This window comes from Leeuwenhoekiella palythoae (assembly GCF_900130045.1).
Taxonomy (GTDB): Bacteria; Bacteroidota; Bacteroidia; order Flavobacteriales; family Flavobacteriaceae; genus Leeuwenhoekiella; species Leeuwenhoekiella palythoae.
The window spans coordinates 534,424-558,923 of the sequence record NZ_FQXT01000002.1; the positions used below are offsets into that span (position 1 = coordinate 534,424).

General features: G+C 40.1%; 28 protein-coding genes and 1 pseudogene. 14 read left to right on the plus strand and 15 right to left on the minus strand.

All coding sequences use genetic code 11. The features are described from left to right. The first annotated feature begins 81 nt into the window (after window positions 1-81). Window positions 82-741 carry a DUF4271 domain-containing protein gene (locus BUA96_RS05940; protein ID WP_072981807.1) on the plus strand — a complete coding sequence of 220 codons (660 nt, stop codon included), beginning with the start codon at window positions 82-84 and terminating at the stop codon, window positions 739-741. Window positions 742-783: 42 nt separating this feature from the next. Further along, a complete protein-coding gene (locus tag BUA96_RS05945) occupies window positions 784-1,530 on the plus strand; it encodes a uroporphyrinogen-III synthase (protein WP_072981809.1) in 747 nt (248 codons plus the stop codon). A 59-nt stretch (window positions 1,531-1,589) separates the two neighbouring features. On the opposite strand, the gene pckA is transcribed toward BUA96_RS05945, so the two are convergent. Together pckA and BUA96_RS05955 are read right to left on the minus strand one after the other, a co-directional pair. Then, the gene (gene pckA / locus BUA96_RS05950) at window positions 1,590-3,200 is read right to left on the minus strand and encodes a phosphoenolpyruvate carboxykinase (ATP) (RefSeq protein ID WP_072981292.1); all 1,611 of its coding nucleotides are present in this window, start codon (window positions 3,198-3,200) and stop codon (window positions 1,590-1,592) included. 70 nt (window positions 3,201-3,270) lie between these two features. After that, window positions 3,271-3,657, minus strand: coding sequence for a DUF423 domain-containing protein (locus BUA96_RS05955; RefSeq protein WP_072981294.1), 387 nt, complete (start codon window positions 3,655-3,657; stop codon window positions 3,271-3,273). Window positions 3,658-3,720: 63 nt separating this feature from the next. On the opposite strand from BUA96_RS05955, the gene BUA96_RS05960 reads away from it, so the two are divergent. Both BUA96_RS05960 and BUA96_RS05965 read left to right on the plus strand, forming a co-directional pair. After that, the gene (locus BUA96_RS05960) at window positions 3,721-5,085 is read left to right on the plus strand and encodes a saccharopine dehydrogenase family protein (protein ID WP_072981296.1); all 1,365 of its coding nucleotides are present in this window, start codon (window positions 3,721-3,723) and stop codon (window positions 5,083-5,085) included. 90 nt (window positions 5,086-5,175) lie between these two features. Further along, window positions 5,176-5,646, plus strand: a complete 471-nt coding sequence (locus BUA96_RS05965) for an Lrp/AsnC ligand binding domain-containing protein (RefSeq protein WP_072981297.1) — start codon at window positions 5,176-5,178, stop codon at window positions 5,644-5,646. Window positions 5,647-5,818: 172 nt separating this feature from the next. Here the strand turns inward: BUA96_RS05965 and BUA96_RS05970 are convergent, their stop codons facing one another. Next, window positions 5,819-6,796, minus strand: coding sequence for a LuxE/PaaK family acyltransferase (locus BUA96_RS05970; RefSeq protein WP_072981299.1), 978 nt, complete (start codon window positions 6,794-6,796; stop codon window positions 5,819-5,821). A gap of 161 nt (window positions 6,797-6,957) precedes the next feature. Here BUA96_RS05970 and BUA96_RS05975 point away from each other — a divergent pair, with 161 nt between their 5' ends. Continuing rightward, window positions 6,958-7,641 carry a response regulator transcription factor gene (locus tag BUA96_RS05975; protein ID WP_072981301.1) on the plus strand — a complete coding sequence of 228 codons (684 nt, stop codon included), beginning with the start codon at window positions 6,958-6,960 and terminating at the stop codon, window positions 7,639-7,641. Then, the gene (locus tag BUA96_RS05980) at window positions 7,642-8,727 is read left to right on the plus strand and encodes a sensor histidine kinase (protein ID WP_072981303.1); all 1,086 of its coding nucleotides are present in this window, start codon (window positions 7,642-7,644) and stop codon (window positions 8,725-8,727) included. A gap of 87 nt (window positions 8,728-8,814) precedes the next feature. Here BUA96_RS05980 and BUA96_RS17450 read toward each other — a convergent pair. Then, window positions 8,815-9,735: pseudogene (locus BUA96_RS17450) on the minus strand (glycosyltransferase); the annotation flags it as partial. A 299-nt stretch (window positions 9,736-10,034) separates the two neighbouring features. On the opposite strand from BUA96_RS17450, the gene trmB reads away from it, so the two are divergent. The 7 genes from trmB (at window position 10,035) to BUA96_RS06020 (ending at window position 14,800) form a co-directional block, all read left to right on the plus strand. Next, window positions 10,035-10,709: a tRNA (guanosine(46)-N7)-methyltransferase TrmB gene (trmB, locus tag BUA96_RS05990; RefSeq protein WP_072981811.1), complete on the plus strand. Its 675-nt coding sequence runs from the start codon at window positions 10,035-10,037 to the stop codon at window positions 10,707-10,709. 6 nt (window positions 10,710-10,715) lie between these two features. Next, window positions 10,716-11,348, plus strand: coding sequence for a LysE family translocator (locus BUA96_RS05995; RefSeq protein WP_072981307.1), 633 nt, complete (start codon window positions 10,716-10,718; stop codon window positions 11,346-11,348). Then, window positions 11,335-11,682 carry an MGMT family protein gene (locus BUA96_RS06000; protein ID WP_072981309.1) on the plus strand — a complete coding sequence of 116 codons (348 nt, stop codon included), beginning with the start codon at window positions 11,335-11,337 and terminating at the stop codon, window positions 11,680-11,682. Before BUA96_RS05995 ends, BUA96_RS06000 begins: the two co-directional genes overlap by 14 nt. A 250-nt stretch (window positions 11,683-11,932) precedes the next feature. Next, window positions 11,933-13,069 carry an Mrp/NBP35 family ATP-binding protein gene (locus tag BUA96_RS06005; protein WP_072981311.1) on the plus strand — a complete coding sequence of 379 codons (1,137 nt, stop codon included), beginning with the start codon at window positions 11,933-11,935 and terminating at the stop codon, window positions 13,067-13,069. Between the two features lie 3 nt (window positions 13,070-13,072). Next, window positions 13,073-13,315 carry a NifU family protein gene (locus BUA96_RS06010; protein ID WP_072981313.1) on the plus strand — a complete coding sequence of 81 codons (243 nt, stop codon included), beginning with the start codon at window positions 13,073-13,075 and terminating at the stop codon, window positions 13,313-13,315. Between the two features lie 176 nt (window positions 13,316-13,491). Further along, the gene (locus BUA96_RS06015; RefSeq protein WP_072981315.1) at window positions 13,492-14,400 is read left to right on the plus strand and encodes a hydroxypyruvate isomerase family protein; all 909 of its coding nucleotides are present in this window, start codon (window positions 13,492-13,494) and stop codon (window positions 14,398-14,400) included. Window positions 14,401-14,479: 79 nt separating this feature from the next. After that, on the plus strand, window positions 14,480-14,800 hold the full coding sequence (locus BUA96_RS06020) for a 2Fe-2S iron-sulfur cluster-binding protein (RefSeq protein ID WP_072981317.1): 321 nt from the start codon (window positions 14,480-14,482) through the stop codon (window positions 14,798-14,800). Window positions 14,801-14,861: 61 nt separating this feature from the next. Here BUA96_RS06020 and BUA96_RS06025 read toward each other — a convergent pair whose 3' ends face one another. From BUA96_RS06025 to BUA96_RS06055, 7 genes are all read right to left on the minus strand, one after another. Then, a complete protein-coding gene (locus BUA96_RS06025; RefSeq protein ID WP_072981319.1) occupies window positions 14,862-15,593 on the minus strand; it encodes an SGNH/GDSL hydrolase family protein in 732 nt (243 codons plus the stop codon). Window positions 15,594-15,601: 8 nt separating this feature from the next. Next, window positions 15,602-16,498, minus strand: coding sequence for a metallophosphoesterase family protein (locus BUA96_RS06030; protein WP_072981321.1), 897 nt, complete (start codon window positions 16,496-16,498; stop codon window positions 15,602-15,604). 65 nt (window positions 16,499-16,563) lie between these two features. Beyond that, window positions 16,564-17,340: a DUF3050 domain-containing protein gene (locus tag BUA96_RS06035; protein ID WP_072981323.1), complete on the minus strand. Its 777-nt coding sequence runs from the start codon at window positions 17,338-17,340 to the stop codon at window positions 16,564-16,566. Between the two features lie 79 nt (window positions 17,341-17,419). Next, window positions 17,420-18,598, minus strand: a complete 1,179-nt coding sequence (locus tag BUA96_RS06040; protein WP_072981326.1) for an acyl-CoA dehydrogenase family protein — start codon at window positions 18,596-18,598, stop codon at window positions 17,420-17,422. Window positions 18,599-18,735: 137 nt separating this feature from the next. Next, a complete protein-coding gene (locus BUA96_RS06045; RefSeq protein WP_072981327.1) occupies window positions 18,736-19,404 on the minus strand; it encodes a tRNA1(Val) (adenine(37)-N6)-methyltransferase in 669 nt (222 codons plus the stop codon). Window positions 19,405-19,481: 77 nt separating this feature from the next. Further along, complete coding sequence (gene rimM / locus BUA96_RS06050; protein WP_072981331.1) at window positions 19,482-20,006, minus strand: ribosome maturation factor RimM; 525 nt, start codon at window positions 20,004-20,006, stop codon at window positions 19,482-19,484. A gap of 11 nt (window positions 20,007-20,017) precedes the next feature. Further along, a complete protein-coding gene (locus BUA96_RS06055; protein ID WP_072981333.1) occupies window positions 20,018-20,560 on the minus strand; it encodes a 30S ribosomal protein S16 in 543 nt (180 codons plus the stop codon). A gap of 254 nt (window positions 20,561-20,814) precedes the next feature. On the opposite strand from BUA96_RS06055, the gene BUA96_RS06060 reads away from it, so the two are divergent. After that, window positions 20,815-21,639 carry a DUF6252 domain-containing protein gene (locus BUA96_RS06060; RefSeq protein WP_128755655.1) on the plus strand — a complete coding sequence of 275 codons (825 nt, stop codon included), beginning with the start codon at window positions 20,815-20,817 and terminating at the stop codon, window positions 21,637-21,639. Here BUA96_RS06060 and BUA96_RS06065 read toward each other — a convergent pair. From BUA96_RS06065 to BUA96_RS06080, 4 genes are read right to left on the minus strand one after another with little or no spacing between them, the layout of a single operon-like run. Then, entirely contained in the window at window positions 21,630-23,189 is a 1,560-nt protein-coding gene (locus BUA96_RS06065; protein WP_072981336.1) for a PepSY-associated TM helix domain-containing protein, read from the minus strand. The genes BUA96_RS06060 and BUA96_RS06065 overlap by 10 nt on opposite strands. A 3-nt stretch (window positions 23,190-23,192) precedes the next feature. Beyond that, window positions 23,193-23,495 (minus strand): hypothetical protein, encoded by a 303-nt coding sequence (locus BUA96_RS06070; protein WP_072981338.1) that lies wholly within the window; start codon window positions 23,493-23,495, stop codon window positions 23,193-23,195. Window positions 23,496-23,498: 3 nt separating this feature from the next. Next, on the minus strand, window positions 23,499-23,777 hold the full coding sequence (locus BUA96_RS06075; RefSeq protein ID WP_072981339.1) for a hypothetical protein: 279 nt from the start codon (window positions 23,775-23,777) through the stop codon (window positions 23,499-23,501). Next, window positions 23,777-24,496: a DUF4198 domain-containing protein gene (locus BUA96_RS06080; RefSeq protein WP_072981341.1), complete on the minus strand. Its 720-nt coding sequence runs from the start codon at window positions 24,494-24,496 to the stop codon at window positions 23,777-23,779. Before BUA96_RS06080 ends, BUA96_RS06075 begins: the two co-directional genes overlap by 1 nt. Window positions 24,497-24,500: the final 4 nt, after the last annotated feature.

The window sequence follows — 24,500 nt, forward strand, 5'->3', positions numbered from 1 at the left end:
AGATTTTGAAGGTTATTTGTTTCGGCATTTCTATAAACTCTTGTATTTATAGTAATTTTGAATCCATAAAAATTGAAGAGTTTGCAAGCCTTAGAACGCAGTTTTATTAGTAATGACTGGATCACGATTGTCTTTGTGACATGCTTGGTTTTAATTGCCGTGGCAAAGGCTGTTTATGAAACCCGATTTGTAGATTTTGTAGAGCTCTTGATCAATGAAAAATACTTGCTGAAGGCGAATAAAGACATCAGGTTTGAGAACCCGTTTAACCTGATCTTGTTTACCATTCAGTTTTTTTCGATTTCTTTGTTTATCTACATTGTTTTTAATGAGTTAAACGTACTCACAGACGCTTCAAATTTTTTGCTGTACGTGCGTATTGTCTTGGCTTATGTGGTTTTTGTATCGCTTAAGTTTTTTATAGAACGTATGCTGGGCGTACTTTTTAATGGGGAGCAAGAGCTCAATTCATACCAGTTCTCTAAGCTTAGCTACCGCAGTTACTTTGCGTTGCTTCTTTTACCCGTAAATGCCATTTTTATTTATGCACTCGCGCCGGGTTTTATAGCGATTGTGATCATAGTGATTTTGTTTCTGATTTTTAATGTAATCAGCCTTTTTAACACGTACCGCAGGTATGAAAATATGATTTACAATAATCTGTTTTATTTTATTTTGTACCTTTGCGCACTTGAAATTGCGCCCTACTTCATTTTATATAAGGTGTTTAGTTTTATATAGTTTGAACATGAAGCGTGAAATAAACACAAATTTAGCATGTCTATGAAAGTGAAGACTATTTTGGTTTCGCAACCAGAACCAAAAGTTGAGAATTCCCCCTATTTTGAGTTACAGGAAAAGAAGAAGGTAAAAGTTGACTTCATTCCGTTTATCCACGTTGAAGGTGTATCAGGCAAGGAGGTTAGACATCAAAAAATTGACCTTAGTAAATACACTGCGATTATCTTAACCAGCCGTAATGCGGTAGATAATTTTTTCAGAATTGCTGAGGAAATGCGTTTTAAGGTGCCAGACAGCCTAAAGTATTTCTGCCAGAGTGAAGCGGTAGCTTACTATTTGCAGAAGTATGTTGTGTATCGTAAACGTAAGATTTATGTTGGGAAACGTACTTTTACTGAGATGTCACCAATTTTAAAGAAATACAAGAATGAGAAGTTTTTACTTCCATCGTCAGATTCTTTAAAACCTGAAGTGCCTAATGTTCTTAACGATCTGAATTTAAAATGGGACCGCGGTATTTTTTACCGAACTGTTGTAAGTGATCTGTCGCACTTAAAAGACGTGACTTATGACATTCTTGTGTTCTTTAGTCCAAGTGGAATCAAGTCGTTGTTTGAAAACTTTCCTGATTTTAAACAAAATGACACCCGCATCGCGGTATTTGGAAACTCTACAATTAGAGCGGTAGAAGAAGCCGGACTCAAAGTAAACATCAAAGCACCTACACCAGAAACCCCATCGATGACGATGGCTTTAGAGAAGTATATTGACGACGTCAATAAAAAATAATCTTCTGGTTGAGAAAAAATTAAAAGGCTCCTGATTAGGAGCCTTTTGTTTTCAATTAACTATCCTAGCGGAGGTTGTCCTTCTAGAATTTCTTCATTTGCATGGGCTTCAAACTTTTTAAAGTTCTCTTTAAAAGAAACGGCTAGTTTGTGTGCTGTTGCATAGTAGGCCTCATCATTGCCCCAAGTTTGACGCGGACTCAACACCTCATCAGGAACTCCCGGGCAGGAGCGTGGTTGTGCTACTCCAAAAACAGAATGCGTATGATAGTCCTCGTGATTGATAGGGCTAAAAGAATCGTTTAATACCGCATTGATCATCGCGCGCGTATATTTTAATTCCATACGCTTACCAATACCGTAGGGTCCGCCGGTCCATCCTGTATTGATTAACCAAACATTAACCCCGGATTTTTTCATTTTTGCGCTGAGCATTTCAGCATAATGCGTGGGGTGTAAAGGCATAAAGGGAGCTCCAAAACACGCAGAAAATGAAGGTACCGGTTCATTTACACCAGCTTCTGTACCCGCAACTTTAGCTGTGTAGCCGCTAATGAAATGATAAGCAGCTTGCCCCGGTGTCAATTTTGAAATAGGAGGCAATACTCCAAAAGCATCTGCTGTGAGAAAGAAAATATGCTTTGGATTATTACCTACAGAAGGTTTTTGAATATTTTCAATATGATGTATTGGGTAACTCACGCGTGTATTGGGTGTGATCGATGTATTGCTATAGTCCACCTGTTTCTGATGATCTACGATCACATTTTCTAAAAGTGCGCCCCGTTTTATCGCATTAAAAATATCGGGTTCTTGCGCTTCAGATAAATTGATCACTTTGGCATAGCATCCTCCTTCAAAATTGAAAATGGTATCGTCAGCTGTCCAACCATGCTCATCATCACCTATTAACTTGCGGTTAGGGTCTGCGCTAAGCGTGGTTTTACCGGTGCCTGACAAGCCAAAGAAAATTGCTGTTTGATCATCCTCACCCACATTGGCTGAACAATGCATAGGAAGCGTATTCTTTTCGGTAGGCAGTACAAAGTTTAGTACAGAAAAAATACTTTTTTTGATTTCGCCGGTGTAGCCGGTACCACCAATCAAAATCGTTTTTTCTTCAAAACTGATGATCGCAAAATTTTCTTGACGCGTACCGTCAATTTCAGGATCGGCCTTAAAGCCGGGCGCATTGAGCACCAGCCAGTCTTCCTTAAAATTCTCGAGTTCATCTTCACTTGGTCTTAAAAACATATTGTAGACAAACAAGTTAGACCAGGGGAATTCATTCACCACACGCACGCCCATTTTATAGCGCTCATCAGCGCAGGCAAAAGCATCGCGTACATACAATTTACGGTCAGAAAGGTAGGTGGTCATTTTTTCCTTTAAACGGTAAAATTTGGCTTTATCAAAAGGAATGTTGATAGCACCCCACCAGACCTTGTCTCGGGTGTATTCATCGATCACAATAAAGCGATCTTTTGGGGATCTTCCGGTAAATTTCCCGGTTTCAATTGCTAAAGCGCCAGAGTCTGTAGTGGTGCCTTGACCTAAAAGTACGCATATTTGATGCAGTTCTTCTGGAGGCAATTGATAATGAATTGTTGCATTTTTGATTCCATATTGCGTCATCGCAATCGTTTTCGTAAATAAGGCAGTTGGAGCCATAAATTTGAATTTTTAGAAATACGATGTAAAGCTAATGCTTTAAAATTATCAAATAGTTAAAAAATGATAATTATTTTAGTAATTTGATAAAATTATAAGTGATTGCAATCCAGGCTGAAATAAGCAAAGCACCACCTATTGGAGTGATCCAGGCGATCGCCGAAATATCAATACCTGTGATAGGTTTTGTGGTGAGTAAGTAAATAGAGCCGCTAAATAAAATCACGCCGATTAAAATCAGATAAAAACTGATTTTCTGTGCTTTTTGCGATAAAGGCAATGCAGTTCCTACTAGCAGAAGTAAAAAAGCGTGATACATTTGGTAACGCACTCCGGTTTCAAACGAATCAATAGCTTCAGGGGTTAAACTTTCTTTGAGTCCATGCGCGCCAAATGCGCCCAAGATTACAGCAGTTAGTCCTAAAAGTGCACCGGTGATCAGAAGAGTTCTTTGCATAGCTTCAGTTTAAAATATGCGATCAAATGTTTAAATTATACTATGTAAAAATACGCTTTTATTATGCGAAACATCTTGATTATTGGTGCAGGAAAATCTACTGCGCAACTCATAAAATATTTGGCAGACAAGGCTTCCGAAGAACAATTACAACTCACGGTTGCAGATCGTGATCCGGCTCAGGCAAAACGATTGGTGGGAAATCTTGCCTGTGCTAATGCGATTACACTAGATATCGCGAATGCTGAAGAACGCCAGCAGCAAATCAGCAAAGCCGATATCGTTATAAGTATGCTTCCGGCACGTTTGCATATTGACGTGGCGCGCGATTGCCTGGCTCTTAATAAAAATCTGGTCACGGCTTCCTACATAAGTGATGCGATGCTAGAGCTTGATAACGAGGTAAAAATGAAAGGGCTTATCTTTATGAATGAAGTAGGTCTTGATCCGGGGATTGATCATATGAGCGCAATGCGGGTGATTGATCGGGTTCGTGATGCAGGCGGCAAAATGTTGTTATTTGAGTCTTTTTGTGGTGGTTTAGTCGCTCCCGAAAGTGATACGAATCTTTGGAATTATAAATTCACTTGGAATCCCAGAAACGTGGTGCTTGCCGGTCAAGGTGGCGCTGCAGAATTTATTCAAGAAGGTACTTATAAGTATATTCCGTATCAGCGGTTATTCAGAAGAACCGAATTTCTTGATGTGGAAGGCTACGGAAGATTTGAAGCCTATGCTAACCGAAACTCACTAAAATACCGAAGCATTTATGGTTTGGAGGATATTTTGACCCTGTATCGCGGTACGATACGTCGTGTAGGATTTTCTCGCGCCTGGAATCTTTTTGTGCAATTAGGAATGACTGATGATAGCTATACCTTACAAGACACCGAAGCGATGAGCTATCGCGAGTTCACCAACCTCTTTTTGCCGTATTCACCTACAGATTCTGTGCAGCTCAAGTTGCGTCATATGCTTAAAATTGATCAGGATGATTTGCTTTGGGATAAATTGTTAGAGCTTAACTTGTTTGATGATAATAGAAGGATAGGGTTAAAAGAAGCGACGCCCGCGCAATGCTTGCAGCGAATTCTGGAAGATCAATGGACGCTAGCGGAAACCGATAAAGATATGATCGTGATGTATCATAAGTTTGGTTACGAGATCAATGGCGAAAAGAAACAAATTGATGCGACAATGGTGAGTGTTGGCACTAATCAAACCTATACCGCAATGGCCAAAACCGTTGGATTGCCGGTAGGTATTGCAGCACTCAAAATACTGAACAAAGAGATCACGACTCCCGGTGTTCAGTTGCCGATATGGCGTGAAGTTTACAATCCAATTTTAGATGAGTTGGAAGAGAATGGTATTGTTTTTAAGGAATATGAAGTGCCTTATTTAGGGTACAATCCGCACCATCAATAAATCAGACTGATTAAAAATTTAAAGTTTTTTACAGGCTTGTGCTTATAGTAATGGAGTTAATTGCTATTTTTAGTTGAAATACTATAGGTTATGAAAATTGTAAACGAACAAATAGCAATAGACGGGATTGATAAAATTATTCTTCGTCAATTGATGGATGATGCACGTAAACCCATTTTAGAGATTGCACGTCAAGTCGGGATTTCTGGAGCTGCGATACATCAACGTCTCAGAAAATTAGAAAAATCGGGTTTGATCACCGGCTCTAAGTTTACCATAGACCCAAAGATTTTAGGCTATAACACGATGGCATTTATCGGGATTTACTTAGATCGGGCGATGAGCAACCCTAAAGCCGTAAAACAGCTTGAAGAAATCCCGGAAGTTTTGGAGTGTCATTACACGACCGGAAACTGGTCAATTTTTATCAAGATCCTGTGTAAGAATAACGAACACTTAATGCACCTGCTCAATAAAAAAGTACAGGCGATTGATGGCGTTTCAAGAACCGAAACGTTTATCTCGTTAAATCAGCAGATAGAACGTCAGATTCAGATCTAAGAGATTCAGAAAGAAGCCTTAAAGCTCTTGAACCCCTTTGGCGGAACCAATAAAAAACCCGGCACTCTTTCTTATCAAGTAACCGGGTTTTCCAACTTAACTAACCAACCAATTATGAACATTTATTGAGTCGGTTATAGAGGAGATACCTTACATCTTTTTTTCAAAAAAATCACAAAACCATCAAGTTACAACCGCGAATGTCAGAAGTGTCAAAACGACCTAAAATCTCAAAGCGGTTTTCATCGAGTTTTTTACCTAAATCTTGAGTCGCGATAAAAGGACACGAATAGTGATTGGCGAGATCGATCACGTTGATTCCGCCGGTTTTTCCGGGAGCTACATAATTTAACGCATCTTCGGTATCGCGCATAAAAACCTGCATCCAAGGCGGATTTGTAAAAATCCCGTTTCCGTTAGAGTAGCCTTGCGAAAGCAATTCGGTCATCCCATATTCGCTATGAATTTCAGTTACACCAAAGCCTTCTTTTAGAATTGCGTGTAATTCCTCTCTAATGAGTTCTTTTCTTCGGCCTTTCATACCGCCGGTTTCCATCACAATGGTATTTTTCAGCGTAAATTCAAATTGCTCAACAAGATCAAGCAACGCAAAAGAAACCCCAATTAAAAGCACTTTTTCGCCTGCGGCATCAAGACGTTTTAATTTTTCGCTCAAAGCATTATAATCATTCAGATAAAAGCCGCTATCCGGTTTTTTGCTGTCTTTGATCAAACAGTCAACCATATAAATAAGAGACGAACCATCGCGCTCCAAGTAAGACGGGAGCAACGCAAGCACCGTATAATCTTCAATAGCGCCATAATGAAGTTTAAAGCTTTCGCGAAAGCTTTTCTCATAGACTTTTAGATCGGTGACATAATGTTTGCTGGTGATGCTTCCGGTGGTTCCGCTACTGGTGAAAATCGTTTGAACAGATTCATCTGAAGCTATGATTTTAAATTCTTTAAAAAACTGAATGGGTAAAAACGGAATTTGATCAAGCTCAGTAATGTCAGCAGGATCAACTTTTAAATGATCACAAAATTGACGGTAAATGGTGTTATGCTCCCACTGATAGTTAAACGATGCTAAGGCAAGTTCTTTAAACTGATCTTGGGTTTGAATTTGGAATATAGAATCTGGAAGCATACATAAATTTAGAGGATGTAAAGTTATTTAAAATCAAAAAGCAGGCTAACATTTATTATTTTTAAAGCAAGCTAAGTTTATCTAAATGTTACCAATGCAGTTAGCATGACCGTGCCAAATATTAAAATGTATCTTTACGATTCGATTAAATTTTTAGTCTTATGAAGAAAAAAGAGATTAAGATTTTGCTTGTTGACGACGAGCCGGATATTCTTGAGATTGTAGGGTATAACCTGAGTAATGAAGGTTATCAAGTCATTACCGCTTCAAACGGAAAAGAAGGGGTAAAAGCAGCTAAAAAGAATAGTCCGCATCTTATTATTCTTGATGTGATGATGCCTGAGATGGATGGTATCGAAGCCTGTGAACAAATACGTAAACTACCGGGTCACGAAGAAACAATCATAACGTTCTTAACGGCGCGCGGAGAGGATTATTCTCAAGTTGCCGGTTATGACGCCGGTGCTGACGATTATATTACTAAGCCTATCAAGCCCAAAGTTTTAGTAAGTAAAGTAAAGGCACTATTGCGTCGTCTTAAAGAGGAAGAAGAAGGTGATAGTTCGGTTAAAATAGGTGATCTGGTAATCAATCGCGAAGAATACAAGATCATTAAAGACAAAAAAGAGATGGTACTGCCACGTAAGGAGTTTGAACTACTTTCTTTGCTTGCTTCTAAACCCGGGAAAGTATTTAAACGAGAAGATATTCTTGACAAAGTTTGGGGGAATGAAGTGGTTGTAGGTGGTAGAACCATTGATGTGCACATTAGAAAACTACGTGAAAAAATAGGCGATAAAAAATTTAAAACCATTAAAGGCGTAGGGTACAAATTTGTGGTTTAAATGGCAGTAAATTTTAAAAAATCATACCGTTTTGCAGTGTTTTCATCACTGATGATCACGGTAGCCTTAACGCTCTTTGTGAGCGTTTTTTTCTATATGACCGCCAGCATAGATTGGGTATTTACCATTCTATTTGCGTTGGTGTGTTTTGCGTTGTCTTTTTTGTTGATCCAAGTGCGGGTAGAAAGATTTATCTACAACAGGGTCAAGCAAATTTATGATGACGTTACGCTTCTGGATGTAACCTCTTTGCGTCGTGGTCAGATCACGACAGATATGTCTAGCCTTACCAAAGAGGTAGAGCGTTTTGCTGCAAGCAAGAAGTTAGAGATTGAATCCCTTAAAATCAGAGAAGAATACCGAAAGGAATTTATGGGGAATGTGGCGCACGAACTCAAAACACCTTTGTTTACTGCGCAAGGTTATATTTTGACGCTTCTTGATGGCGCGATGAAAGACAAATCGGTACGCAAAAAGTACTTAAAGCGTGCAGGAGCATCTATTGAGCGTCTGGTTTATCTCGTTAACGACCTGGATATGATCGCTAAGCTTGAAGTTGGAGATCTTAATATCCGGTATGAATATTTTGATATGGTCGAGTTGGTCAACGATACTTTTGAATTGCTAGAGATGGAAGCTGCAAAGAAAAACATTACGCTCACCACAGATATGGATTATGATTATCCTATAATGGTTAATGCCGATCGGGAGCGTATTCAGCAGTTGTTGACCAATCTTATCGTAAATTCAGTAAAGTATGGAAAACAAGACGGAACCACAGAGATTTCGATAGAAAACCTAATTCAGAATAAAGTTATTGTGCGTGTGACTGATAATGGTGAAGGGATTTCTTCAGAGCATATTCCACGACTGTTTGAACGTTTTTATCGCGTGGATAAAAGTGGTTCGAGGCGAGAAGGTGGTTCAGGACTTGGGCTCTCTATCGTCAAGCACATTATTGAAGCCCATGACGAAAAGATTTATGTTGAAAGCGACTTTGGAGTGGGATCTGAGTTTTCGTTCACCCTTGAAAAGGCCGAAGAGCTCCCTGAAGCTCCCCTGGTTAAATCTGACTTGGTCAAATGATGAGGTAAAACCACTATACACCTTAGCCTTACTCAAATCTTTTAAACTGAATTTTTCCTGATCCTTATACGGGATGATGCCTAAATTGTGCAGTCGTTTAGCAAGATATTCTTGTTCGGTTTGGCCGGGAGTCGGAATAAAAAAAGCTTTCTTTTTCAGCTTATATAAATCCATCACAGTTGTGTATCCTGAACGACAAATGATAAGATCACTTGCGCATAAGGCTTTTTGTAAATCTTCAGTTTCCATAAAGTTTACAATTTTAACCTGCTCTTTACGCGTGACTGTTTGCTCTTCTTCAACTACACCACGCACAAAAAGTACCTGACCTTTGTAATGCTTCAGTTCGTGCATTAAAAGCTCTTCTAGTTCTGTGCGCTGGGGCTCAGGACCACTAAGCAACACCATAATGTCATAGCTAGAAGTCGTTTCTACCGGCTCAAGACGGGATAAAGCGCCAATGTATTTTACCGGGATCTCAAACTTTTTAGGATGCCCAAGTTTTCCGCTGAGGTTTGATTCTTCAGCAAAATCAGGCACCCAGCATTCATCAAATTTCTTGATGTAATTGCGGTGCATGGCAGAGGTTAGTCGGGTAGTGCTTCCGCTTAAAACCTGAAGTTGATGTGTAATAAATACCGTAGGAATCTCAGAATGAAATAAGCCTAAACGATTGTCTGAAATCACACCGTCTATTTTCCTAGCCTTTACCAAACCTTTAAGTTGCTCACGTTCTTGCCTGATGGCTTTGAGCACTTTTGGACTGCGTAAAAGCATTTTCCATTTAAAGCGTTTTGCTTTTTTTGCGTATTCAATTTTATAAGAAGGCAACTCGATGCTTTCTAACTGCGGAAATTCTTTTTGCAAGAGCCTAAGCGCCATACCGTCGCTTGCTAAAATCACCTCAAAACCTTCGGCGATAAGCGCGTAAATGATGGGGATGCTTCGGGTAGCATGCCCAAGACCCCAATTCAGCGGAGCGACCAATATGGTTTTGTGTAATTTCATTGATACAAAGTTGTAACATCACTGAAAACTAAATGTTTCAGCTAGTTTATCAAACTATTAAAATTACGGTTTAGTATAGTAAATTTGAATTTTTAAATAACTGTTATTCAATGTTTTAAATTAATCTCGAAATGTTACGTAGATGTTAGCCCCGATAATCCCAAATAATACGCAGTGCATTTGTAAGAGTACACGTATATTTGAGCCGATTTTTTTAAAATGCCGGGCTGATGATTATTATACGGCATTTTAGTAGTCAGAATAGTAACATCCACGGTAGGAATAAGAAATCAGAGCTTTTGGGAAGTAAAAATAAATTAAAACGCTTTCGCGAAAATGAGACTTTTGAAAATGTCATTCAGCCCAAAAGGGAAGAATTGACTGATCAAGAGTTTCCCTTAAAAGGAAATTGGAATCGTGACTTCTTTAAAAATGATAAGCCTATTGTTTTAGAATTAGGCTGTGGGAAAGGAGAATATACCGTTGGTTTAGCCCAGCGTTTTCCCGAAAAAAACTTTTTGGGTATTGATATTAAAGGAGCTCGTTTTTGGCGTGGAGCAAAAACAGCTTTGGAGGAAAATATCACCAATGCCGGTTTCCTGCGTACGCAGATTGAGCTGGTAGATAAAGCATTTGCCGACAACGAAATTTCAGAGATTTGGATCACCTTTCCTGATCCTCAGATCAAGTACAAGCGCACCAAGCATCGTATGACCAACCCTGAGTTTTTAGCACGCTATAAAGCGATCTTAAAACCTGATGGGTTGATGCATTTAAAGACAGATAGTGAGTATATGCACGGTTATACCTTAGGGCTTTTAGAAGGGCTGGGGCACGAGATTTTATATGCGCACCATAACATTTATATCAATCACGAGGCGCCAAAGGAAGTGGTTGGTATTCAGACTTTTTATGAAAAACAGTATCTTGAAAAAGGGAAACCTATTACCTACATTAAATTCAAGATAAACTAAGTATTTGTGGAAATAACCAAGCTCTTTTTCATTACTTATTTTGCGGCCTTCTTAGGGGTTTTGCCACCGGGTTTAGTAAACATGTCTGTTGCTAAAACCTGCGTGCATCGCGGGATGCGTAACGGAGTGCTTGTGGCTATAGGGGCGTCAATCGTGGTCTTGATTCAGGCTTTTGTGGCCATTTTATTAGCACGCTATATTTTTAGTCATCCGGTGGTGCGCAATACGTTGCTGCGTACCGGGATTGTGATTTTTGGCATTTTAGCAGTATACTTTTTTGTTGCAGCTAAAAAAAATCGCGTAAAAAAAGTAAAAATCCCTAAACACAGCGGGCGCCGAAGTTTTGCAAAAGGACTTTTTGTTGCGGTGATCAACGTGTTGCCTATTCCGTATTTCTGTGCGTTAAGCGCTGCATTTAATATCACAAGTGTGAGTAATAACGGCTGGTTAGAGATCGGTTTGTTTACACTGGCTGCTGCCTCAGGGACGTTTACAGCTTTATATCTTTATGTGGTGGGCTTTAATCGCATTCAGCACGAGCCGCGCAACTTCGCCAAATATTCTAATTATTTTATGGCTGCGCTGATGATCGTTCTGGTAATTCTCACGCTTATACGTATGCTGTATGCCAAAACCTGAAACGCTTAATTTCTTTCAAAAAGTATACGAGGTCGCTCGCAAGATTCCCTATGGAAAAGTGACTTCGTATGGAGCTATTGCAAAATGTCTGGGAGCTCCACGTAGTGCGAGAATGGTTGGTTATGCTATGAATGGTGCTTCAGCTATGGAAGATGTGCCGGCGCATCGTGTATTAAACCGTAACGGATTGTTAACCGGAAAACATCACTTCCCGGGAACGCATTTAATGCAACAATTACTAGAGAGCGAAGGGCATACCGTGGTAGACGATCAACTTCAGGATTTTAAAAAGCATTTTTGGGATCCGGTGGAGGTGATAGGTTTTGAGGAGTAAACCGACTAGTACACTAGCTTAAGCAGCTCCCAATGTCTAGTTGTTAGAAATACAATTTTAATTATAGCGCGATAGTGCGAAGACCGGGATGCTCAAGGCTGTGATAGGGCCAATTAACAACGCAATTCTAGGCTTGTTTTTTCTGTGGAAAACATAAGGGTTTTCAATGGTCAGATAACAAATAACTCTTTCGAGTTCTGAAGATTTCAGCCTATATTTGCAGCAATAGAATTAATGAAAGAACGACAACGTGAAGTTAGAAAAACTAGCAATTTATGACGCTTTAAAAACCATTAGTGTGCCTGGAGAAGGCGAGGATATGGTGACAAGCGGCGCGGTGACCAACGTAGTTACCTTTGGAGATGAAGTTATTGTTGATATCACGATAAAAAACCCAAGTTTACAAGCCAAGAAGAAAACTGAAGTTGAAATCATGAAAGCGATTCACGCTGAAGTGCACCAGAAGGCTAAAGTAAAGGTTAATGTACGTGTAGATGCTCCTGAAAAAAAGCAGGTAAATGAGATCAAAGGGAAGCCAATTCCCGGGATTCAAAATATCATTGCTGTTGCTTCCGGTAAAGGAGGGGTTGGGAAATCTACAATTACGGCAAACTTAGCAGTGAGCTTGCAGAAAATGGGCTTTAAGGTTGGGATTCTCGATGCAGATATTTACGGGCCTTCAATCCCGATTATGTTTGATGTACAAGACGAAAAACCCCTTTCGGTAAAAGAAGATGGTAAACAGAAAATGAAACCTGTAGAGAGTTACGGGGTGAAGATTTTGTCTATTGGTTTCTTTACTAAACCCGATCAGGCTGTGGTTTGGCGAGGGCCAATGGCGTCAAAAGCTTTAAATCAAATGATTTTTGATGCTGCCTGGGGCGAGCTTGATTTTCTTTTAGTAGATCTTCCTCCGGGAACGGGTGATATTCACCTGAGTATTGTACAGGCGATGCCACTTACCGGTGCAGTTGTGGTGAGTACACCGCAAAATGTAGCTTTAGCCGATGCTAAAAAAGGGGTGGCGATGTTTCAGCAAGAAAGTATCAATGTGCCGGTTTTAGGAATCGTAGAAAATATGGCTTGGTTCACTCCAGAGGAGTTGCCTGAGAATAAATATTTTATATTTGGAAAAGAAGGTGCACGTAATTTAGCTGAAGATTTAGATGTGCGGTTACTGGCGCAAATTCCGTTAGTGCAAAGTATTCGTGAGGCAGGAGATGTAGGTCGACCTGCAGCCTTACAAGATGATACCATCTTATCAGAAGCTTTTGAGACGATGACGCGTAACAGCGTTGAGGAGTTGGTGAAGCGTAACGATAATTTGCCTCCAACAGAGGCTGTGAAAATTACAACTATGGCTGGCTGTGCCGCCGTTAAAAAATAAGATATGACAGACACAGAATTAAAAGGCAAGGTTGAAGCAGCTTTAGAAGAAATCCGTCCGTTTTTACAAAATGACGGTGGTGATATTTCGTTGCTTTCTATCGAGGACGGCACAACTGTAAAAGTACAACTAGAAGGTGCTTGCGTAGGGTGTAGTGTAAATCAGATGACACTTAAAAGCGGTGTTGAAATGACGATAAAAAAGCACGCGCCACAAATTGAGCGTGTGATCAATATTGAGGCTTAAAAGGCTTCCTTATACATTATTTTAAAGTGAAAGCTGCCAGGTAAACTGCGCAGCTTTTTTTTTTTTACCCTAACGATCTCAGGAAGGCCGATTAAGTCATATTTGGAAATGAATTTTAAACGTAAAATTTACATTTAAATAGTATATTTAGCTTTTGTTATTTTAATATCACAACCATGAGTCACTCTAAAAGCCGAAGAAACGCTTTGAAAAATATTGCGCTAACTACAGGAGGTGTTAGTTTAGGTATTTCAGCTTTAAGCTGTAAAGATGCCAATCAAGACAAACCACAGGCTACTGCGGTAGAAGAAGATCAGGCGCTTAAGGGTAATATCAATCATTCGGCGTGCTACTGGTGTTATAATTCATTTCCGCTGGAAGAATTTGCACAAGAAGCAGCAGCTTTAGGACTTAAAGGAATTGATTTACTCAAACCTGAAGAATGGGAAACCGCCAAGAAATACGGTTTAGAATGTGCAGTAGCTACCGATAGTTTTGCGAGTATCACTAACGGATTTAATGATCCCGCAAACCATAAACCGCTTCAAGAGCAGTATGCAAAGCTTATAGATCAGGCGAGCGAAGCCGGAATCAAAAATGTGATCGTTTTTTCAGGAAACAAGCGTGAATTGAGCGAGGAAGAAGGTTTGGTTAACTGTGCCGAAGGTCTAGCGCCTTTGGTAAAGCAAGCCGAAGAAAAAAATGTTGTGCTTATTATGGAGCTGCTTAACAGCAAAATTGATCACGCAGATTATCAATGTGACAATACTCCCTGGGGTGTGGCGCTTTGCGAACGCTTGGGCTCTGAGCATTTTAAGTTATTGTACGATATCTATCATATGCAAATTATGGAAGGTGACGTGATACGCACCATTCAGGATTATCATCAATATTTTGCGCATTATCATACGGGAGGCGTTCCCGGTCGCAATGAGATTACTGAGGTGCAAGAGCTTAACTATCCTGCTATTATGAAGGCTATCAAAGACACCGGCTATAACGGATTTGTGGCACAGGAGTTTATTCCAACCTATCCAGACAAGATCAAAGCCCTAAAAGAAGGAATCAAAATCTGTGACGTTTAAATAATCCTAGTAAAATAGTAGGGTTTTAAACGGTTTAAAGCAGGATTTTTACTAATTTTGCAGGTCAAAATACAGCACTATGCAAGATGTTACGATTACAGTAATAGACCGTGAAGGAGTGGCTCACGCACTGGAGGCACCCACTGATATGAATTTAAACTTGATGGAAGTATGTAAAATGTATGAACTTCCGGTTGAAGGTACCTGCGGCGGAATGGCGATGTGCGCTTCTTGCCAGTGCTACGTGCTTTCTGAACATAAGCTGAATGAAATGGGATATGATGAAGAAGCGATGCTTTCTGAAGCTTTTAATGTAGAAGAAAATAGCCGCCTGGGATGTCAGATTCCTATTACTTCAGACTTACACGGGCTAGAAGTAAAACTGGCACCTGAGAGTTAAAACACAGTTATAAAAGCATTAAAAAAGGGACTTGAGTTTTTCAATGTCCCTTTTTTCGTATCTAAGATTGTTCTCGAAGCAAGCTCAAAACAAAAGGAGAGAGCCGTTCGGTAAATTCAGCATAAGCATCTGCTGAAGGGTGCAAACCATCGCGCGCAACGAGATTAGGCTCAGCGATCCCTCTTCTGGTAATATCGGTGATATTTATAAAGCGCACTCCACGGCGTTCTGCAACTTCTCTGGCATAAGCGTTATACGCATCTATTTCTTCAGAGATCTGCTCAGGATTTCCGCTATTTTGACCAAATGGGGTGTACGCATAATCAGGGATAGAAACGACTATCACTCGGTTTTTTTTACCTTTTGCCAAATTGATCGCTGTCATCAATAATTGAGGAAACTCAGTCTCATACTGACTAAAGCTGCGTCCTTGGTATTGATTATTCACACCTATAAGTAGGGTGACAAAATCATAATTTTCAGAAGGTTTTTCGGTATTGATCGCGTTGATAAGATCATCGGTGCGCCATCCTGTAGTTGCGATAATATCAGTTTCAACAGTGCTGCCTGTTTGCTCTTCTATTTGTTCTTCAAGTTGAATGGGAAACCTGCACGTAGAACAAACGCTTTCCCCTATGGTATAACTATCTCCCAAAGCCAGATAGGTATAATCTGCTTCAGAAGTATTTACAGGAATTTCTTCTATTTCACTAGTGTTGTCGTCACCATCAGCGCAGCCTAAAATGGCAAAGATGATAACGGGTGCTACTAAAGCACTTATGTATTTAAGCATAATGTTTTTTATTTTGTTTGATAAGCTGTCAGTTTTTGCGGGCCTTCCAGCGGGATACGTATGATTCTTAAAAAGCCGTCTTCAGTAGTCGCAATTTGCCATTTTATAAGCGTTATTGCGCCATTTTCGATTTCTAAACCCGTAATACTGCGTGGGTGCACACAGCTGCCGTCATTAAAATAAGCAATGTCTCCTGGTTCTGGAAATCTTGGCCGGTGTGTATGGCTGGTTATCGTAAACTGATTGTCGCGTTGGGTGATCCATTTTTTTGTACGGCGTTCAACTTTTATGAGTTCGTAATAATTCTTTGCGGGACTCGTAGGATCTGAAATTCCTGCGCCCTGTAAAGGACGCCACAAAACACGTACCATAAAGCGGTTAAACTGCCAGGCAACATAATTCATCCAGTCGGCTTGATGCCCGTGGCATAAAAAGAGTTCTTGGTTGGTTTCGGTATGTTTTAAAATAAGTGCTTCGTGCACTTTTATTCCCGGAAACAGGGGTTGATCGCTGTCTGTTTTTCGGTCAAAAAATGTGTGAAGGTGCTTTTCTACGTAGCTTTGATTTTTATAAACCATATCGTGATTTCCCCAAATTAAATGCAGGCGTCCTTCAGCATAAAATTGCTGCATAAGACCGTAAACATTTTTGTGGGATTCAAAGATCGAATCAAACGAAAGATTTTCCCATAACTCATCACCATCTCCAAGTTCGCAATAGGTAAACCCGTTTTGATAGTATTGCTTGAGCGCGTGAAAGTAGATGTTTCGGTTGTTAGCAAAATCGTCTGCGCCACTATTATCACCGCGATGACAATCGCTAAACAGAATAAATTTGCTTTCGTCTGAAAACGGAATTACCGGCGCATTAGCAAAGGCACGATCAAAACGTGTTGTAGAAGACATCTAAGCTTTTAAAGCTAAGATACGACTTAGGATATAATAAAAAGGGACCTCAGGAGCGTGAAAACCTAAGCGGTGATTTTATCGGTTATTTCTTGTTCAATACCGCTCCAGAGTACGATGCGTCTGCGTAGCGCCTCGACTGCTGTATGTTTTACTTCTTCCCATTTAAGCGAATCGGTTCCGCAGAGTTCTTCGATCATTTTTAAAGCCATTGGGCCGTGCTCGTCACCATCCAGTTCAATGTGACGATCAAAATAATACTTGAACAAGCTCAAGTCTTGTTTCGGGAAATTGGTTTGTATTTCAGTAATAATTTTACTGAACATATCTGGGATCAAGTCTTCACGACCAAAGGTAAAAGCAGCAGCGATCTTGTGCGGTTTTCCTTCAGCAATAATCTCAAAAGTAAAGCGTAAAAACTCCTTTACACTTTCTGGAATGTCACTCACGGCGATGACTAAGAAAACGTCTGTGCCGTGCGTGATGTGGTTTAAAAAACTACTTATTTGTTCTAAAGAAGCATCAGATTTTTTCATCGCATCCAGATACATTTCAAAATGGCTCTGGCGCTTACCCTCCATATTGATGTCTGTTTCTTCAGCGAGAACGATTTCATTGATCAAGTAGCGAATCTCAGGATTACCAATAGGGTACCACGGAGTTGAAACCTTAGTTAGATCAAATTGTAGCGCTTTAAGAAGAGACATAAAATCCCAAACGGCAAACACGTGATGCTGCATAAAAGATTGCAGATCTGCCGGAGTGCGTAATTTTTTATAGAGCGTGTGATTTAACAGTTCGTCCTGATACGGTGCAATCGCCTTATTGATATACTTAATCATCAAAAACAAATTTTTGCAAAATTAAAAAAACCAATTTGACTATATGCTATTTTAACCCGTGATAATCCTTATACTGCTATTATTTAAACGCATTGAGGCCGGTAACATCCATTCCGGTGATGAGGAGATGAATATCGTGCGTACCTTCATAAGTGACCACACTTTCTAAATTCATCATATGACGCATAATGCTATATTCACCGGTGATGCCCATTCCGCCCAGTATTTGTCTAGCTTCGCGGGCAATTTTAAGTGCCATTTCTACATTGTTTCGTTTGGCCATTGAGATCTGTGCTGAAGTTGCTTTGCCCTCATTTCTAAGACTTCCCAAACGCCAGGCAAGAAGTTGTGCCTTAGTGATCTCGGTGATCATTTCTGCTAATTTCTTTTGCTGAAGCTGAAAAGATCCAATGGGTTTACCAAATTGCTCTCGTTCTTTTGCATAGCGTAACGCCGTGTCATAACAATCCATCGCAGCGCCTATGGCACCCCAAGCGATCCCAAAGCGTGCCGAATCTAAACACATCAAAGGAGCACCCAACCCTGACTTATTAGGTAGCAAATTCTCTTTAGGAACTTTGACATTATCAAAAATGAGTTCGCCGGTTGCACTAGCACGCAGCGACCATTTATTATGCGTTGTGGGTGTAGAAAAACCTTCCATACCACGCTCAACGATCAAGCCGTGTATTCTACCGGATTCATCTTTTGCCCATACCACCGCAATATCTGCAAATGGGGCATTTGAGATCCACATTTTGGCTCCGTTCAAAAGGTAATGATCGCCTTTGTCTTTAAAATTGGTTACCATCCCGCCGGGGTTAGAACCGTGATCAGGTTCAGTAAGGCCAAAGCAACCCATAAATTCACCGCTGGCAAGTTTGGGTAAATACGTTTTGCGTTGCGCTTCAGAACCGAATTTAAAAATAGGATACATGACCAGCGACGACTGCACCGAAGCAGTAGAGCGCACACCACTATCGCCACGCTCGATCTCTTGCATAATGAGACCGTAGCTTATCTGGTCTAAACCGGCGCCACCGTATTCTTCAGGAATGTACGGGCCAAAAGCACCAATTTCGGCAAGACCTTTAATGATTTCCTTAGGGAATTCAGCTTTTTGGGCAGCTTCCTCAATGATAGGAGAAACATCACGTTTCACCCAATCGCGAGCAGCGCTTCGCACAAGTTTGTGTTCTTCGGTTAAAAGATCATCAAGGTTGTAATAATCGGGAGCTTCAAAAAGATCGGGTTTCATAAAGTGCTTATTGAAAAACAGCCTAAGCTGTTGAATTATTAATGCTTTAAAGATTGTGTTTTGTAACTATCTAAATTTAGCATTTTGCTAAAGCATCAGAAACAATTCTTTAAAATTTTCAATAGCGCAAGACAAGCTTACATTTTAAGATAGAAATCTTTTACCAGTTCTTGATAAGTGTCAGTGTAATTATGACGAGAAATTTCGATAATTAATTCGTGCTTTTGTGGAGTGTTTTGTGTTCTGCTGAAAAGCAGTAGAGAGCGTTTTGCTTCAACCTGAGCATTTCCTTTTACACGGGTAATTTTCTTCGGAAATAAATTTCCTCGGGCAGCGAGATCAATAAATTCTTGCTCACGATTAAAAGGAATCACCACACTGAACATTCCGTTAGGATTGAGCAATTGATTGGCTGAAGCTACAAGCAGTTCAAACGGCATAGATTCTTCAAAACGTGCCTGTTCCCGGGCAGAACCTTGCTGCTCGGCTTGTGGAGCATTTCCTTCAAAAAATGGCGGGTTGCAGGTGATCAAATCGTAAGTATCTTCGATTTCGGTTGCAAACTCATAGAGATGTGCGTGATAGCAAAAAAGGCGATCGCCCCAAGGCGAAGCTTCAAAATTTTCTACCGCCTGCTCATAAGCATCTTCATCCAGCTCTAGCGCATCTACAAGTTCTGCATCACAGCGTTGGGCGAGCATCAGTGCAATAACCCCTGTTCCGGTGCCAATATCAAGTATCGAAAGTGGATTATGGTCTACCGGCGTCCAGGCACCGAGTAAAACGCCATCGGTACCTATTTTCATCGCACAGCGATCCTGGTGAACAGTAAATTGTTTGAATTGAAAAGGTTTTGTCAAAACGTAACCGGTTGAGAATACTATTACAAATAGATCTCGATAAGCCCTTCGGGTGTATCCAGCGTTATGGTCTTAGTGCTTCGATCTACTTTTTTGATAAAATCATCGTTAATGGGGATCAGTACTTCTTTGCCCTTGTGATCGATCTCAAAAAGGGCTTGAGCGGTATTATCGTTAACACCGGTAATGGTGCCTACTTCACCAAAATAGATGTCATTTACTTTAAAGCCAATGATCTCGTGGTAATAAAATTTATTGCCTTCAAGTTGGGGAAGCATAGATAACGGTAGATACAGCTCAGCATTTACAAGATCTTCTGCATCTTCTTCGGTGTTGACATCTTCAAAATCTATGCGTAATAAAGTAGACTTGTGCAGTTGGCACGATTGTATAAAAAAAGGAACCAGATTGCCGTTAAATTCGACAAATACTGATTCCAATTCTTCATACATTTCGGGTTCGTCTGTGTCTAGCTTTGCTAGTAACTCGCCCTTAAAGCTAAATTTTCGCACGATTTTGCCCAGATAGAAACATTCTTCTTTGCGCATCGTGGTACGATTTACTTAGCCTCTTCTTCGTTGCTTTCTTCAGCAGCAGGAGCTTCTTCATTAGTTGCTTCTGCTTCAGGAGCAGCCTCTTCAGCTACTTCTTCTTCAGGTTGTGCAGCAGCGATACGAGCTTCGTTAACCGCTTTTTCAGCAGCTAAAGCCTCTTTGCGTGCTTTTTCCTGAGCTTTAGTAAGACCTTCTTTTTTAGCTTCAACTTTAGAAGCTTTTTCTTCTACCCAAGCATTGAATTTTTCTTCTGCTTGCTCTTCTGTTAATGCACCTTTACGCACACCACCAGCTAAGTGATTTTTAAGCAATACACCGGTGTAAGAAAGTAAACGTTTTGCAGTTTCGGTAGGCTGAGCCCCGTTTTGCAACCATTTTACTGAAGAATCTACGTCTAAGTCAATAGTCGCAGGGTTTGTGTTTGGATTGTAAGAACCTAGTTTTTCTAAGAATTTACCATCACGTTTAGCGCGCGAATCTGCCGCTACTACCCAGAAAAAAGGTTTACCTTTTTTACCGTGTCTCTGTAATCTGATTTTTACTGGCATAAAAATTAATTTTTGGGGTACCCGACCCCGGTTATAATTTGTAATTAACTATCTTAAAATGAATAATATTAAGACAGCTTCTCTAAATGAGGGCGCAAATATACCACAAATTTCTGGCTGCCAACATGTTTTTGGAAGATAAAATTCTAAATTTAACCCAATTAACCAGAATGTCACTTTGCTTAGCATTTGAAAAATTTGTTCTTAAGCATAAAGTGCATTTTGAGATTAATTTGCTAAACCGTACTACCGCTATGATCAAGTACCTTTTATTTGCGATGAGCGTGCTGCTTTTTTGTTCGTGCTCTGATGATATTACGTTTAACAGTCCGGCTTTTCAAGGGGTTCGGGACACTGTTTTTTACAAAGCCGATGCGATGCGTTACGAACTTACCGATGCCGGTGAAGTAACTATTTATGGGTCTTTGGGAACGCAAACGGTGCAACTGGTTTTGCCTAATTATGGCGAGGGTACTTTTGAATTAGGTCCTACAAATGCTGCGCGGGCAAATTATACCAACGTAAGAGGAAAAGTATTTTCTACCAATTTTGATGGAGAAGGAGAGGTGATTGTAGAGCGTGCTTCAGACAGTACGTATACCGGCACATTCAGGTTTAGAGCAGTAACCTCTGTAGATACTACCGAAGTATATTTCACCAAAGGTGTTTTTTATGAAGTACCCTACTATTTTGAACCTGTACCACCGGTGTTAGATCCTGTGGTCCCTAATTCTTTTTATTGCAGAATAAACGGTACGGCTTTTACGCCACCCAGTGTAAGCGCTTCGGCGGGGCCTAATTTTATAACCGGAACAGGAGCAAACAACACCGCTAATATTAGACTTCGACTTCCCAGAACGATAGAAAAAGGCACTTATCCATTAACAGATTTCACTGTTGACAGTCCGTATCAAGCGGCTTATTTTAGCGGATTCAATACGCTTGTACAATCAGGCACGGTGACCATCACTTCGCATAATACGCAAGAAGGATCTATAGGAGGTACGTTCTCTTTTACCGCGCAAGGGGCATCTACCATTCAAGTAACTCAGGGAACCTTTGGGTTCAATTACTTGTAAGCAAGTTTCGTTTTTGACTTTTTTGATTTCGCAAATGCGAAAAAACTAATGATAGCGAGCACGATCCACGAGACATCTATAAAAGCGATTTGCACATGGCCTTGAGCAAAGGTTTGCCAGAACCAAGCTTGGCTGAAGATTCCGTTGCAGATTGGAATGAGGAATGCTAATATTCCACCAGAAAGTAAGCAGAAATCACTCATATATTTGAGATCTTTTTTCAGAATAAGAAAAACATTCAATACAGCCCATAAGAGAAAGTAAAACCAATAAAGAAACGATTGGCCGGCGCCTTGATTTACCTTGACAGCAATAAAAGCCGCTGCGGTAACAGGGTACATGCTTAGACAAATTGCCATATAAATATGCGCTACGCGATTGTAAAATTTGCGTTTTTTATCAGGAAGATTTTTTCGGTCTCTGGCAACCAGCCAAATTAAGACTCCTGATATAATGACTATACAGGATAAAACACCCAGAATAAAAGAAACGACTCTAAGAAAATAGCCGCCATAGTCTCCAAAATGAAGTCGAAACATCACATTTTTTACCGCGTCGAGATAGGATGCCGGCTGATACGGATCTTTAACAATGCGTTGCTCTGAAGTAGCAGGGGTGTAAACGATGCTTCCGAGAGCGTTAAATTTAGATTGATAGTCTAATTTTCCGTTTAGCGTAACCTGCATATTGGCATCGCCATAATTGTGGATGGCAACTTCGTTTAAATCATAATCTTTCCATTCTTGCTGTGTTTTTTCAATATAAGTATTGATCGAAGGAAGTGCTTGAATAGGCTGGTACGTGAATTCGTAAACCGGGATATCGTACTCAAGATCTTTATACAATTGCGCCTGATCACCGTGATACAGCGACAATACACTAGGCGCAACGAGCAATGCTTTGAGCATAAAAAAGGCACCGGTCACTGCCAAAATAAATTGAAAAGGCAATCCTAAGATCCCTAATGCAGTGTGTGCATCGGTCCATAAGGTTTTTAACTTAGCCCACGGTCTGAAGGTATAGAAGTTAGAAACTATCTTTTTCCAATGAACGAGAACGCCGGTGATGATCGCAAATAAAAAGAAAAACGCCACAAAGCCTGAGAGGTAATAACCCACGGGGTAATATATTTGAGCAAAAAAGTGCAGGCGATATAAAAATTCTCCCAGGCTATAGGCGTCAGTATAAGATTGCTCTTCTAAAGAGACAGGATCGATATAAAAAAATGCAGCCTGTTTTGCCTTTTCAGGCGCCAGACTATCTTTTGAAGCGCTTAGATTAACAGCAATTGCACGTTCGGCGTAGTAGGTTTTGAGATTGACATCTCTTCCCTCTAGCACATATTTTTCATCCAGATGGGTTAAGATCTGGTCAATGTCTTGCGGAAGGTTATCTTCATTTAAAGCTTGCTCATTGCGCTCCCAAGCGACAATTTCATCTCTAAAAAAAGAAAACGAACCCGCAAAGAAAATCACATAAAGCGCTACACTGATCACAATACCACTAACGGTATGCAGGTTGAAAAGAATATTATAAACGCGTTGCCCCATAAGTTAAGAAGGTAGTGTTGCTAATGGCGGAGCCAAATAAACAAAAACTGAAAAAACAATACTGATCGCCAAATATAAGCCCCAGATTTTCCACGGATTTTTGGCTAAAAAAGCTAAAATGATCAAGACCGCCCAAACGATAAATAAACTAAATGTGGCTGTGATCAAGATCACCACGTGATCTAGATAAGCAGCCAGTGCGAGATGCGCCGTCTGAGCAACCAAATAACCGCCCAGAATACCTGCGCTTATTTTGCCAAAACGTTGCCATCCCGAAGAGGTAAGATATTTAGAATTTGCCGGCATAAATTATCTTTTAAAAAGGTCAAGAGGTTTTAAAAGTACAATTAAGCTTCCTACGGTCATTAGACAAACAAACCAGGTGAAAATTCCGGTTGCTAATCCCATAGCGATGGTAAAGAGTATAAATGCCAAAATCAGCAGGAGTACTCCGCTGATTTTGGATCTTATTGGGTATCGGTAAAACACTTGAGGTTTTACGTGCTTTTTTTTAGGTTGCATTTTAGTAGAAGTACTATACAACACATAAAAGCCGCAAATAAGTAGTGCTAATGCCAGATAACTCATTATAAATTACAATAGGTTGCGCAATGCCAGATAAACTCATAAGCATCTCCTTTGAACTTGCCGGGCACTTTTTCGTTATGCGTGATCTCTAAAATATATTTAGTGTCAAAAGGCTTGTCAAAATTTAGATATCCTTGTTTATCTGTGGTAACTTTTTTAGTCCAAAGGTCTTTCATAGATAAAGTTCCTTCTCCTTCGGCTAGTGGTTTTCCTTTGTAAAATACCTGTAATTTAACCGCATCAGCAGTATTGCTTATCTCTTTGATGATAAGTCCTTCAGTGTATTTTTTTACTTCTACAGGCGTTTCAGTACCTACAAGCACCTGCTTGAACGACTGATATTCTGGTTTGAAAATCCCAAAATCATATTCGGTATAATCCAGCACATTGATGTTTCGGTTTTCAAGATAAACCAGATAAGCGCCTTTTTCAGTAGGAGTGAACGCAGCTGCAAAATGATCTTTTTTTGCAGTGGTATTCAATTGCATTTTTTTCCCGGAAGGATCAACCAACCAAAGTTTAAAGTCTGCAACATCTTTAAATGCATTGCCTTCAACTTCTTCGATTACTCCGTAGGTGTACTCACCAAAATAAACACGTACTTCCTGTTTTTTGTTTTGTTTGCCGGTCGCTGCTGTTTCTACCCATAAATAATGCGCTAAGGCTTTGTTTGAAGCGCTTAAGAACAACGCAAGGACTAGAAGATAAACTGTTTTCATAAAG